General features: G+C 43.7%; 10 protein-coding genes. 8 read left to right on the top strand and 2 right to left on the bottom strand.

The features are described 5' to 3' along the window. Positions 1 to 29 precede the first annotated feature (29 nt). The 5 genes from WJR50_RS13220 to WJR50_RS13200 all read left to right on the top strand — a co-directional run bounded on the left by WJR50_RS13220 (position 30) and on the right by WJR50_RS13200 (position 4,350). Positions 30 to 245: a hypothetical protein gene (locus tag WJR50_RS13220; protein WP_341293760.1), complete on the top strand. Its 216-nt coding sequence runs from the start codon at positions 30 to 32 to the stop codon at positions 243 to 245. A gap of 11 nt (positions 246 to 256) precedes the next feature. Beyond that, positions 257 to 904, top strand: coding sequence for a PRC-barrel domain-containing protein (locus WJR50_RS13215; protein WP_341293759.1), 648 nt, complete (start codon positions 257 to 259; stop codon positions 902 to 904). A 353-nt stretch (positions 905 to 1,257) separates the two neighbouring features. Further along, positions 1,258 to 2,406 carry a transposase gene (locus WJR50_RS13210; RefSeq protein WP_341293758.1) on the top strand — a complete coding sequence of 383 codons (1,149 nt, stop codon included), beginning with the start codon at positions 1,258 to 1,260 and terminating at the stop codon, positions 2,404 to 2,406. Positions 2,407 to 2,563: 157 nt separating this feature from the next. Continuing rightward, positions 2,564 to 2,863 (top strand): hypothetical protein, encoded by a 300-nt coding sequence (locus WJR50_RS13205; RefSeq protein WP_341293757.1) that lies wholly within the window; start codon positions 2,564 to 2,566, stop codon positions 2,861 to 2,863. A 167-nt stretch (positions 2,864 to 3,030) separates the two neighbouring features. Beyond that, positions 3,031 to 4,350: a SulP family inorganic anion transporter gene (locus WJR50_RS13200; protein WP_341293756.1), complete on the top strand. Its 1,320-nt coding sequence runs from the start codon at positions 3,031 to 3,033 to the stop codon at positions 4,348 to 4,350. A gap of 91 nt (positions 4,351 to 4,441) precedes the next feature. On the opposite strand, the gene WJR50_RS13195 is transcribed toward WJR50_RS13200, so the two are convergent. Beyond that, complete coding sequence (locus WJR50_RS13195) at positions 4,442 to 10,117, bottom strand: alpha-2-macroglobulin family protein (RefSeq protein ID WP_341293755.1); 5,676 nt, start codon at positions 10,115 to 10,117, stop codon at positions 4,442 to 4,444. A gap of 482 nt (positions 10,118 to 10,599) precedes the next feature. Beyond that, complete coding sequence (locus WJR50_RS13190; protein WP_341293754.1) at positions 10,600 to 11,163, bottom strand: SPOR domain-containing protein; 564 nt, start codon at positions 11,161 to 11,163, stop codon at positions 10,600 to 10,602. A 321-nt stretch (positions 11,164 to 11,484) separates the two neighbouring features. On the opposite strand from WJR50_RS13190, the gene WJR50_RS13185 reads away from it, so the two are divergent. Genes WJR50_RS13185 through WJR50_RS13175 form a run of 3 tightly spaced genes read left to right on the top strand, consistent with a single transcriptional unit; the run spans position 11,485 to position 13,970 of the window. Further along, positions 11,485 to 12,939 carry an anthranilate synthase component I family protein gene (locus WJR50_RS13185; RefSeq protein WP_341293753.1) on the top strand — a complete coding sequence of 485 codons (1,455 nt, stop codon included), beginning with the start codon at positions 11,485 to 11,487 and terminating at the stop codon, positions 12,937 to 12,939. A 37-nt stretch (positions 12,940 to 12,976) separates the two neighbouring features. Beyond that, positions 12,977 to 13,345, top strand: a complete 369-nt coding sequence (locus WJR50_RS13180; RefSeq protein WP_341293752.1) for a four helix bundle protein — start codon at positions 12,977 to 12,979, stop codon at positions 13,343 to 13,345. A 52-nt stretch (positions 13,346 to 13,397) separates the two neighbouring features. Continuing rightward, positions 13,398 to 13,970: an anthranilate synthase component II gene (locus tag WJR50_RS13175; protein WP_341293751.1), complete on the top strand. Its 573-nt coding sequence runs from the start codon at positions 13,398 to 13,400 to the stop codon at positions 13,968 to 13,970. Positions 13,971 to 13,995: the final 25 nt, after the last annotated feature.

Raw genomic sequence — 13,995 nt, 5'->3', positions numbered from 1 at the left:
CTTAATTTTTTACTATATTTTTTTTAGCTATGGCAGAAATTCATGTCGAGAGAAAAACAAAAAAACCAGTCTGGCCTTGGGTAGTGCTCCTGATCATCGTACTGTTGATAGTGGTGGGGTGGATATTCTTTAATGACGCCTCCAACGATCAGCTTCCTGATGATGTAGAAATCAACTCCATTGAGCAAACAACACCAGAACGATCCATGGCTTATGAACTTAGGCCTTTCATTTTTTCAACTTAATTTTTTTCACCATGACTGAAGCAAGTTATCAACTCAGAAAATTGAGTAATCTTAAAGATTACCGTGTTGCCAAAGATGATCCTGATGTAAGAGGATGGTTTGTAGTAGGATCAGACATGTATAGGCTGGGACGCGTGAGCGATCTTATTCTGAATCCGGAGCTGCGAAGAGTTCGCTACCTGGAAGTTAAGCTGGAACCAGAAATTCTGGCTAACAAAGAGACCCGCCATATATTGATTCCCATCGGCAAAGCCCGCATAGACCGTGATGATGATATTATTGTCATTGATAGTCTGGATGTCAACAAAGTTAAATTTTATCCGGTATATAGTGGTGACCCTATCACTCGTGACTATGAACATTCTCTGAGAGAGGCTTTACACGAAGATAAACATCAACCTACCTCTCATCCCTCTACAGATAGCACCATGCAAATGCAGGATGAAGAACCCCTGCTCAAAATGCAGAGAGAAAGAGACATTGCTCGTTCAGAGAGAGATATTTTGCGCTCTGAAGTAGAAATGCTGAGGGCACAGCTTAAAAAAGCCCGCAAGGTGCTTGACGATGACTTTTATAATCATGAGAGTTTTGATGAGCAGAATTTTTATGAAAACCGCCACAAGCAGCATACCACGCCTGAAAGAACAGGAAATTTATAAATCACTGATTTAAAAAATTATTAATTACCATTATCACGCTCTGGACTTTTCAGAGCAAAGAAGGCAGTTCATACGATATGAGCTGCTTTTTTTATACCCATTCTCTTTTGATATAAGAGATTTTTACGATTGATAAACAAATGATTAGTAGGGATTTGAATAGTTTCTCAAAAAAAATCACGCCTTGATAAAAACAATACTCCGTAGAGATTTTGGGGTTGAAAAAAATTAAAAAAGTGGAAGTATAGTTTTAGGGTTGCGACACCTTAAACAACAACTTCCACCTATGAGCGTAGAGACACTCACAAGATTAATATTGAATAAAATGCCTGACATTGGCAATCGGACCGCCGATGCGGTGGCAACGAGATTTTATGATACATCTTATGCCTTTACTGCTGACCATTCGTGGTCGCCATAACTTTGAGAACTTTTCCCGTTATGGTTCATTTAACGAAGCGACCTATCGCGTACGTTATGAAGGCTGTTTTGCCTTTGAGCAGTTCAACGAAGAACTGATCCTATCCTTGCCCGAAGAAGAGCGCATCATCGCCTTTGATCCCAGCTATATATCTAAAAGCGGTAATCACACGCCGGGTACTGGGCACTTCTGGTCAGGGTGTGCCAATGCAACTAAGTACGGCTTAGAGATCAGTGGGCTTGCCAGCGTAGGTTTAGAGAGTCGTACGGCCATGCACTTGTACGCTAAGCAGACCATCGGTCAAGATCAGTTTGGCTCCCTTCTAGATTATTACGCCAGCATAGTCATAAATCAAGCGGATAGATTGAAAGCTGTTTCCGATATTTTAGTGGCAGACGGCTATTTTTGGCGCAGACCTTTTGTGGACGCAGTAACCCAAGCAGGCTTCATGTTCATCAGTAAACTGCCTAGCAATGCGGTATTGCAATATCCTTATTTGGGCCCAAAGCCTAAGAAAAGAGGCAGACCTCCTAAATACCAGGGCCGAGTGGACCTCCTCAATTTGGACAGTGCCCACTTTACTTTATGTTTACAAGATGACAACCTAACAGCTTATGAAGGTAAGGTCTATGTCAAGGCACTGGATCGTTTGGTCAAGTGCGTCATTGTGCATCTAGCCAGAAAGGATGGGACTTTGAGGGCCGAAGCTTTCTTTGCTACTGACCCTACTATGGACGGAGCCAAAGTATTGGAATGTTATCGATTACGCTTTCAAATCGAGTTCCTTTACCGAGATGCTAAACAACATACCGGCCTTATGCAATGCCAGGCCCGTAGTGAATCAAAATTTCATACGCATGTCAATGCTAGCCTCACTGCGGTCTCGCTGGCTAAAGCTGCACATGCCTGGCCGCAGGCAGGAGAGCAAAGAAAAGCCTTCTCACTCTCCAGCATCAAAACCCAATATTTCAATGAACATTTGCTAAACAGATTTTTTCGCGAGTTCGGGATGAATACCGAAACTCACAAAAATTCGCAGCAATACCACACTCTATATAACTATGGCTGCATTGCCGCTTAAAACTCTACATACTATTGTAAAAATTAATAAAAAATTATTTGAATAATTTTTCTTTTAACTACATTTACCAAGTTTTATAGGAAAGCTGACAATGCTTAGAAAGCACATTAATAGTTTCACCTTCATTTACCTTAGCCAAATATTATTTTGGCTTTTTTTGATTGGGGGCTTAGACAGACCACAAAACTCAATCAATGATTCCGCAGAAACTTATGTTGCTGAAGCTGATTTGTTTTTTCATACTTCACCTTCTGTCCCTTTACCTCCCGACATCAACACTTGTCTGGAAGGTGCTGAAGAGGAGGAAGACTCAGAGGATAAGGGTAAAACCTTCGCTACATCTTCTCATGTCAACTATCGCTGTCAATTTTCTTACAGTCTATTATCCTTAAAGCCCCAAAATCGCCCCTTTCGTAGTTCACTACTTTATGAGTTGAACTGCGTTCTTATTTGTTAGTCATTTTAATTTCTTAATAAATCCTTCTGGCAGTCCTTTAAGTCTGACCCAGTGCAAGATTTATCACTCCATTCCTTCTCAATATACCTCAGGAGTTCAGGATTTCATTTCCTGCTTTTGCCTGGACTAATCTGTATCCAAAACAGGATAACAAATTATTTATTAAAATGACTACTTCATTAAATAACGTATTCAAAAATGTAAAAAGAGATGCCCAGGCGGGCATTATCACTGGTGCTATGGCAATTCCTCTGAGTGCCGGAATCTGTCTTATGTCTGATTATCCTATACGTACCGGGCTGATTACTGTAGTATTTGCTTGTATCATCGGATTTATCTCATATCTGTTTAAACCAGGCAACTATGTAGGCGTACCAGGGGTAGCAGCAGGTCTGGCTCCTGCTCTGGCTTTAGGGGTACATTCATTTGGTATGGAAAATATGGCTTTTGTCATTTTTCTTACAGCTTCTATGCAAGCGCTCGCCTGGAAATACGAATTGCATAAGTATTTGCTGAGATATGTTCCTCATTACCTGGTAGAAGGTTTATTGGCAGGGGTGGGGCTGAAAATCGCGCTTAAATTTGTTCCCTTTTTATTTGATACCATTCATCATAAAATAAGTATCATGGACGGGGAATTCGTTACCATTGTATTCTTGTCTGGCATATCGCTGATGTTATTCATTTTTCTGTTCAGAAGATTCAGCAAAACATCTCCTGGCATACCATACTTTGCAATACTAATCGTAGGGATACTTGCCGCGTTATTTATTGACTTACCAAAGGTAAATGTAGACAATGTGCCTTTTAAACTTGCTTTACCAATCCCTCATTTTGAAGGCATGGAATCTTCTGCGATATTCTTTCTGCTTGCAAAAATGGTAGGCTTTTCCGCCATGCTGGCCACTATTGACATCATTGAGCAGGTAATGAGTAATGTTGCCATTGAAAAAATGGACCCTTTAAAGAGAAAGTGTAACACCAAAAACAGTCTCTTATCCATCTGGATTTCTAATATTGGCGCAAGCTTCTTCGGCGGTATGACTAACCTGGACGGCCTAGCCAAGAGTACTACCAATACCCTAGCCGGTGCTATCACCAAAGTATCAAATCTATTCGTAGCCCTGGTGGTATCTATCTTTATCTTTTTCCCCAATCTATTGAACTTCATTCCTGAATTTGCGCTGGGAGTGATCATGGTATTTACCGGCTGGAAAATGATAGCTGGCTTAAAGCATGTAATTCATGAAGGTGAGTACCAACTTATGCTGGCAATCATTTGTGGATTGCTGGTCTTTCAATTTGGCATATTTGAAGGTCTGCTCATTGCCCTGGCACTCAATGGGTTTATCAAAATCTCCAAGTACCTTACTGAAGAACAAGCCCATAAAAAGATTTATGCCCACATTCTACAAAGAGTTCAAGCTGATACACGACTGAATGAAAAAGAATATAAAGAGCAGACTCATACGAGTATGGTAGAATAGAAAATATTCATCCAGGCCTGAAGTTCTCTTATAAAAAAAAAGCGACACTTTATGCAAATTGTGTCGCTTTTTACTTTTTACCTACCAAGGCTTAGGGTTCACTTACCTCTACCCATTCTCCTTCCAATCCGGCATTAATGGTATTGTCATACATGGCTTCGCAGTAAATACTTGGCTGGTAAAAACGCCCTTCATAGCTGGCATTCAGCATGATGCGGAAAGTTTTTCTTTCACCAGCGGCTAAGTCAAAATAAGTATATACCCTGTCATCACGGATATCCTGATAATCAAAAGCTGACTGTTGGTTGAACTGCTCCATGTCCAGCAGCCGGGTGTTTAAAATTTCCCATCCTGACGGCACCAGATGAGACAGTACCAGTTGCTGGATATCGCCATTGGTACCGGGATTATGCACCATCACTTCTGCCACAAAATCGGTACCCTGCCTCAGGTTCTCAATCTCCACTGCTTCGCCATTGATGCCTTTGTAAACTACATTCATCTGCAAACCGTTATTCAGCGTCGTTTCTTCACCCAATGCAGGCTTCCCTCTGCTAATCACTCGGGCATACAACTCTCCTCCACCCTGGTTTACAACTTTTACACTATGTTCACTTCTTCCGTTCATGGCAATAGGGCGCTGTACTACCGATAGCTCCGACTGTAAATTAACCGGAGGCTGTCCGTCAATTTCAATGCTGGCATTGATACCTTCTCCCAACTCCATGCTCTCGGCAAATTTGGCCGTGGCCAGAAGTGCATAGGCAGTAGTCTGCGTACTCATCCAGTTTTCTTCATCGCTCAAAGCAGAAGAAATTCGGCGGAAAAGCGCTATTCCTTTTTCTCTCTGGTTCATCAGTGCCAAAGTCTCCAGAATCATAGCTTCATCCCTTAAGGCAGAGCCGTAGGTGCCTGCGGTTTCACGATATGTCTCCACTTCATTGCCCAAGCCGGAAATGAGAGATTCGGCCACTTCATTCTGTTCCAATAGCGCATAAGCTCCGGCAAGTCGCCATTGAGCAGCCAGGCTCAAATCGCTTAATTCTCTCATGCGGTTCATGGCTCCCTGTTCTTCCTGCCCGGCAAGCGCCAAGGTGTACAAACGATAAGCCTGTATCAGGTCTTCGCGAGCATATTGCTGGCTTCTGCCCCATTGAGTAGCTCTCCGTTTTTGGTAACTGATCCACGACTGAATAAGTCCGGCGGGCACAAAATATCCTTTCTGCTGAGCTTCCAGCAGAAAATGCCCGGCATAGCTGGTGCTCCATTCATCAGCATCATTGGAGCCCGGCCAGTAGGCAAAAGCTCCTTCATTGGTTCGGAAAGCGCTCAACCTTTTAATTGCCTGCTTAATATGCGCTTCAATCCTGGTCTGTTCCTCCGCCGACAATTCCTGCACATTGCTTAGATACAACTGAGGAAAGGCCGCAGAAACGGTTTGCTCAATACAGCCATGTGGATAGCTGATCAGGTATTCAAGGCGCTTGCCAAGATTAAGCGGTGGAATGTCGGACAGTTCTATCACTGCCTCATTGGTACCGGCCATACCGATGGTTTCAAAGCTGGCTTCCCAATTGTTACCTGCGCTCACCAAAGAACTCAGGGCTGTAGTGATCGGAGGATTGGGATTACGTACATCAATCTCTACATTGTAATCTGCTCTCACTGGTCCGGCAGCCGCATTGATTTCTACATTTCCTACTCCTACCTGGCTCCCTACCTGCAAATCAAAATCCACAATACGATCACCAGGATTAGCAAAGAACATTTCCTCCGAGCGTTTTCCCTGTAAACTCATCAAGTCACCGGTACCCACGCTCACTCTTACACTTTTAACTGAATTGTCCATCGCAAAAATGTCTACCGGCAACTTCAGGCTTTCACCGGGACTCAAAGCTCTGGGCATAGTACCCAGTACCATCAGCGGTTTACTTACCGGAGTGGTTTGCTCAGTATGGCCGTAGGCCCCTTCATAAGATGCTACGACCATGGTGCGCACGGATCCCACATAATTGGGCATACGAATGGTATGGATATTTTCTTCTCCATCTTCCAGAAAGAAAGGTCCCAGAAATTTTACGACCGGCTCAAAGCGGTTGGCACGGCGGCTTCCTTCTCCCCGTCCGGCTTCATCTCCGCCAATGGCCAGAATTCTTTCCAGTTCTCCTCCGTAAGCGCCAATCACATAATCATACATATCCCAGGTTTTGACACCCAGGGCCTCGTGGGCATAGAAATAATCATGGGGAGCGGGAGTCTCAAAGTTGGTAATGTCCAGCAGACCTTCATCCACCATCGCAATGGTATAAGCCATAGGTTTTTCGCTGGCTTCCGTAACCGTGATGATCACTTCTCCTTCCGGTTCAACTTTTTTAGGCATGCTGATGACCGGTTCCAGATAGGTTTCTGGATTGTTGACTTCCAACGGGATGACACCATACATCCTGATAGGCAGATCATTAGCAGTCTGTGCATGAGGCTGAAGCAGCGACACATGCACATAAATATTGGGCGTCATGTTCTCCTCAATTTCAAAAGTAAAAGGAGTCTCACCTTCTTCTTCCATCTCCACCCAGTAAGATTCCAGCACCTCTGTACCATTTTCTATGCTCACCAGTGCTCTGCCTTCGCCTTTAGCGGGAATGTTTACGGTGGCTTCCTCTCCTACTTCATAACTTTCTTTGTCTGCCGAAAAACTCAGCATGGCGGCAGCCTGAGGCGCATTACGTCCATCGCGACCGGCATATTCCGGCCAGTCCAGATAAATCACTTCACCGGTACAGTGCCCTGACTCAGCATCGCAGGCGCGCAGGTAGTAGCGTCCCCAGGCTTCTTCGTCTACGCTAAAGCTCCAGTCTGTTTTGCCGTTATTGACAGAAATCGTTTCCTGCAAAACAGGCTCCTGGTATTCGTTTCCTACGTAATTGGCGATGTAATCTTCCGACTGCTCCCACCACCAGCGCCAATCCAGTTTGTATAAGGACATTTCCAGTTCACGGCGGTTGAGCAGTTCGCCTCTTTCATCTACTACGACCAGACTTACCTGATGAGGCTCTCCGGTAAGCAATGCTCCGCCCATGCCTTCACCTTCGGGTACATCCATGCCTACAAAAGATGCATAAGGATAATAGGGTAGCGTGAAGCGGTCAATACTGAAATTCCCCCCTTCTTCGTAGACTCTGCCAAAGAAAGTGGCATTCAGTACGCCCGGTACTTCCTGTTCCAGATCCAGGTCTACAGTAAAGCTGGTACGGCCATTCTCATCTACTCTGCCATCAAAGACTTCTTTACGCTCAGCGGAAAAATTTCGCGCTTCATCCTCAAAAGTGTAGTTGGGATAATCTTCAAAGCTGGTCTGCCCGGGCGTAAGCTGCATCTCAAATACGGCACGTAAATTTCGAGCGGTCGCTCCGCTTAGCCAGCTTACATTCAGTTGCCCGCTGGGATTCGGATTGCGGGCGACGAACCTGTCCGTGCGGAAGTCCAGATCAATTTTCAGCCGATTAGGCCGAACGGTTTCTATGCGTAGATTTTTACTGAAAATAGCCCCTCCCACTTCTACATTAGCTGTCCAGTTGCCGGTAAGCGCATCTGCATCGGTAGCCGTACTGAAATTATAGATATCACCCACAGCTTTCGTTCTTACGATCCGCTGTACCATTTGTCCGCGAGGATTCTCCAGTTGAAAGATGACCGGATGGTTGGGAGGCAAAGTCCGGGCTTTATCTTCCAGCACAAAATTGATATGCAGTGAATCTCCCGGACGCCATACACCCCGGTCGCCATAGATAAAACCTTTCAAGCCATTGCGTACTTCCTGCCCTGACACTTCAAAGCTGCTGAGGGAAAGAGAGCTGCCATCATCCACTCTCAGGTAGCCACGCTGCTTTCCGTCAGAAGCGACCAGAAGATAGGGACGACGATCAGTGGGTATCAGCACTTCACCATCTCCATCGGTAGAAGCCTCGGCAATGAGGCGCTGCTGAAAATCATATACGTTTACATCTACTCCAGAAAGAGGGTCGGTAGTGCGCAGGTCGGTGACGGCCACATAGAGCTGGTCATTTTCTCCCCGCTTGGCAATGATACCCATATCGGAGGCCAGCAGATTAGTTTTGGCGCTACGGCGAAATCCGTAATAGGAAGGTGAACAGGGATTGTCTCTTTCTTCCCAATTGTAGTTAGGCGCATAATAATACTGGTTGTAGGCATCCCAGTAAATTTTGGAAGGATCATCCCAGTCTTCGGCGAGGTCATACTCTGTAAGATCATCATCGTCTTCTGTATCGCCTGTGACACAACTGTAAACCGACTGGCTGCGGCGAAAGCTCAAAACCACCTGATACAAGGCACCGGGATCTGTTTCAATGATTTGCGTCAGGTCCAGCGTAAAACGATTCCATTTGCTGAGATCCGTTGCGCCTGATGCGTTTAGTGGCACTTTTTTCTGGGCTACTGGACGGGCCACCCTTCGGATTTCCTGCTCTCCATCATACTGATTGACCTGAAAAAACTGATTGAGGTTGTCTTCAAAAATTTTAACGATGGTGACGTCAATTTCCTGCAGGTTAACTGCTTCAAAAGGCAGCATCATACCGTCAGTAGAAGGCAGGATTACTCCTTTGTTGACAAAGCGTACTGCTGGCTTGATAGGCTCAAATAACACATCTACTTCGGTAGTCTGCTCCAAACGCTCTCCATTGCTGTTTTTAATCCCTTCGTTGATGATTAGAGTAGAACGGCCGCTCATGGCTTCGGGAGGATATACCTGCAAAATATTGTTGTCAATGATCAGGCGCAGTTCCCCCTCTCCTACCTGCCGAATCTGGATCAGCCCTTCCAATTCCTGGTTCTCCTGCAAAGGATCAGAAAAACGCAATTCTACATACTGTTCGGGTTCTTCTATGATACGATGTCCGATCAGCGTAAACTGCCCCAGAGAGGGAATGGCAATTTCCTGTGCATCACTTTTATCCACCGCGATAGGCTCACCCGTGCTTGTCAGAAGAATGCTGGCTTCTCCTCCACTTAGTCTGCTGATATTTCTTATGGTAAACTGATGGCTGAGGGCATCATGCTGCCAGTCAATTTCCAGCGTATTCTCATCCTGAACGGCGGAGAGCATGTTTTCTACCGCGGCAGCCTCAGCCACATCGGCGGTCAAGAGTTTTCCCTGCAACACCGGGCTGGTAAGCTCTTCACGATCTTCGTAAGTAAGGCCGCTCAGTTCTACGGCATAATTTTGCTGCATGGTACGTAGTGCGTACTCAAAACTTTCCAGTTCGTCCGGTACATCAATCAGTTCTTCCAAAGCAAATTTTACCTGATATTTTTGTCCTGATTGCAGCCTTTGTTCCGGGATAAATTCAAGAGTGCTGCGATCTAACCAAAAAGTTTTTCCTTTGATAGAAGGATTGAAAGAAAAATAATCCTCATCCACCTCTTTGCCGAGTTGGGTAGAATCCGCCAAAGGCCGGTTAAACTGTATGCGAATAGATGACTCGGTGGAAATAATTCCGGCAGTGTAAGCAGAGATGTAGGCGCTGTAAGCTTCATCTACTTCTTCTGTGCCCTGAAAATCTTCATCCGAAACAAGCGATACTCCCCAAATCAAAAGAAAAACAAGCAAAAGGCCAGCACCTCCGATGATCCCCCTCTCTTTCCAGGTAGCTCTCACATACCAGGAATAAACCCAAGAATAGGCCTGACTGATCCAGTAAGAAATTTGATTAAGTAGTTGTAAAAGAAACGCTCTGACTTTGTTCATAATATCTGTGAAACGATATCAAATAAGCTAAATTTTATCACATAAAGAAGGATAATAAAAATCTCTGTCTATTCGTGTGCGTAAAAATAGGGATGGTTTTTTTGATAAAAAATTTTGAGGATGCAGGTGTAGGAAAGAAGGCCAATTTCATGACATTAGCCAATATGAATTTGTATATTTGAAGCTCGTAAAAAATTAAAAAGCTTTGAACCTTCTTGGTTCTTTTGTTGTAGAAAAGCTTGAGACGTTCTTTTAAAATATTTAAGATTACCCGCTTGGGTCTTGGACTCGTTTTCTAACTCCAACACTTATAACAATTCCGAGTGAAGCTTGCCATCAAAACCGGGCCTCACCCCTTACTTTTGTGAGGGGCTCTGGTGAATACCAGAGTTAACAGTGGATTGTTGCGATGGTCTAGCAGCTCAAAACCTGTCATATAGGGGGTTAGTAAAACCCTCCAAGCTCAAGTTGGGTATTTTTTATCAACTTTCTTCTCCTTCTCTCAGCCTTTCTGCTTCTGCCAGTGCTTCTTTTACCGTTACTCTTTTGCCATCAACTTTGGCAACGATGAAAGCATCCTGAATGCCCATTTTACGGATATCCTTTGCAAAATCCTGTGCCATATCCAGATCACGAAATTTGCCTAAAGTATACTGATCTATTTCTCCGGTGTAATCTATGTTGAGTTTGGCCAGACCATCCTTATACTTCTCTAAATCAAAATTTTCAAAGGCACCTATCTGCACTTCAAAAAATACGCCGGTGTAGTAGGGTGACAACTCTACCAGTAAGCTATTTACCCGATTGAGGCTATCAATTTCCGAGGTAAGCTTTTCATTTTTCAGCAGTAAATTTTGATAACGCTCGGTCATCTCAGGCCATCTTCCGAAAAAAGGAGGGTAGTATTCTATATAAATGATATAGCCCAGGGCAAGCAAGAGCAAAAACCCTAAGATACGCATCCAATAGATCAGTTGCTTATTGTATCTGCGCAAGGCAGTATTCTTCTTACTAAGTACCTGGTATTCTTCTGCCAGCGTCTCCATACTGTTTTTTGTTTGTGGTCTTTACGGACATTCTGAATTTTGCCCGAATAAATATTCGCTAAAAAAGCGTTTTTGGCTCTTTAATTTACATTAGCCGTATTTTATGCACAATTTGTTAAACTCCGTTTGAAAAATAAAGATAGGACTTTATATTTGTCGCACATGGTAAGAATTAACAAGACATACGTAAAAACTAACTGGTGGTGGCGCGCAAATCATTTTAGCGCGAACGGCTAGTTATTTAATGTCTTTATCTATAAAGCATGATTCATAGGCCTACTGTTCGCGCAGTAGGCTTTTTTTATTTTAAACAGAAAACCAATGCAAACAAAACCAAGCAAACACGCTTTTCATCTGGTGAGTGAGCACCGCAGAATGCTCGCCGATACCATTACACCGGTCAATATTTACCTGAAAATACGTGACCGTTATGATAATCCTATACTACTGGAAAGCTCCGATTACCATAGTAGCGACAACAGTTTCTCTTTTATCTGCTGTAGCCCTATCGCTTCATTTTCAGTAAAAAATAAAGTAGTAAAGCAAAAGTTCCCGGACGGCACTTCTACTGAAACCAAAACCGAAAAGAAGCAGGATGTTATTGAAATGCTGAGTCAGTTTGCCGCTGCTTTTAAGTTGGAAGACCATGAATATAAATTCAGCACCAACGGCATGTTTGGCTATATGGCTTATGATGCTGTGCAATACTACGAAGATGTGGAGATGGCTGCTGATTCGGAAAGAGACTATGGCATACCGGAAATTCACTATGCCGTTTACCGTTATGTCATTGCGATAGACCACTTCCGCAATGAACTATATGCCTTCCATCATGAAGTTTCAGGAGAAGAGTCCTCACATGATAAGCTGGCGGATTTAATTTCCCTGATTAACAATCGTAATATTCCCAGCTATCGCTTCCAGCGGCAGGGTGAAGAAAGCAGTAATTACTCAGACGAAGAGTTTCTGGAAATTATCCGCAAAGGTCAGGAGCATTGCTTCCGGGGTGATGTCTTTCAGATTGTGCTTTCCCGGCGTTTCCAGAATCATTTTAAAGGAGACGAATTCAATGTATATCGCTCGCTTCGCTCCATCAATCCTTCCCCCTATCTCTTTTATTTTGATTATGGCAGCTATAAAATCTTCGGTTCCTCACCGGAAGCGCAGATTGTGATTAAAGGTGGTGAAGCTAGCATCTATCCTATTGCCGGGACTTTCAGACGTACCGGGAACGATGCGGCTGATGCTGAACTTGCCAAAAAGCTGATTGACGATCCTAAGGAAAACTCAGAGCATGTGATGCTGGTTGACCTGGCTCGTAATGACCTGAGCAGACATGGCAATGAGGTGACGGTAGAAACTTTCAAGGAAGTGCAGTATTTCTCGCACGTCATCCACTTGGTTTCTAAAGTGACCAGTAAGCTGGCACCCGAAACTTCGCCTATACAAGTAGTAGCCGATACTTTTCCGGCAGGGACCTTATCAGGAGCCCCCAAGCATATGGCCATGCAGTTGATCAACAAATACGAAAGCACTAAACGAGGCTATTATGGTGGGGCCATTGGTTTTCTGGGGTTTGGCAGCGACCAGCAAACCGCTCAGTTCAACCATGCCATCATGATCCGTTCATTCATCAGCCAGAACAATACACTTTACTATCAGGCTGGTGCCGGAGTAGTTGCTAAATCTGTAGTGGAAAGCGAATTGCAGGAAGTCAATAATAAGCTGGCTGCGTTGAGAAGAGCCCTTGAAGTCGCAGAAAACATAACAAATTAAAAAATATAGTTAAAGGTTACAGGTTAAAAGTTGAAAGATGGGTAGCGCTAAAAAATTTGAAGAATTAGAGGTTTGGAATAAAGCATCTGATGTTGCTGTTGAATTTTATCAGCTTACATATAATCAACACTTTAGCCGTGACTTTTCTCTTCGTGACCAAATTAGACGTTCTGCTATTTCTATCTCCAGTAACATAGCAGAGGGTTTTGAGTATGGTAATAACAAAGATTTTATCAGGTTTTTGAAATATGCAAAAGGTTCAGCAGGTGAGTTGAGAAGCCAGCTTTTTGTCGTTCACAGGCTTGGGATGATTGATCATCAGCAATTTCAGGTCTTTGGTGAAAAACTAATTACGATATCAAAACAAATTTCAAGTCTGATCAAATATCTTCAAAATCACATTTAAATACTTCCAAAATCAACTTGAAACTTTCAACATTTAACTTTTAACCAAATTCATGAAAATACTAGTTTTAGATAATTATGATTCCTTCACCTATAACCTGGTGCATATCCTGCGGGAGTTGGGTTATGGCAATCAAATGGACGTAATCCGAAATGACAAGATTAGCCTTGAGGAAGTAGGCAAGTATGATAAAATACTCCTCTCTCCCGGGCCAGGCATTCCTGAAGATGCAGGCATCATGATGGATGTGATCAAAAAATATGCTCCTGAAAAAAGTATACTGGGCGTATGCCTGGGCCATCAGGGTATTGCCGAAGCCTTTCAGGCCAGACTCTATAACATGCCTACGGTGCTGCATGGCTATGCCGATAAAGTTACTCTACAGGACAAAGACGAATATCTCTTTGCAGATGTGCCCCAGGAATTTAATGTATGCCGCTACCATAGCTGGGCAGTAGAAGCAGCTTCTGTTCCTGAAGAATTAATCGTCACCGCTCTGGATCCAAAAGGAGAAGTAATGGGCCTGCGCCACAAAACTTTTGATGTGCATGGGGTACAGTTTCATCCTGAATCCATACTCACCGAACATGGTAAGCAGATGATCAAGAACTGGTTAGAACATTAAATGATCAAATTGTTAAATTATTGAA

The sequence above is a fragment of the Catalinimonas locisalis genome (genome assembly GCF_038039535.1).
Lineage (GTDB): Bacteria > Bacteroidota > Bacteroidia > Cytophagales > Cyclobacteriaceae > Catalinimonas.
The sequence above is the reverse complement of the archived record's forward strand: the minus strand, read 5'-3'. Positions and strand labels throughout refer to the sequence as shown.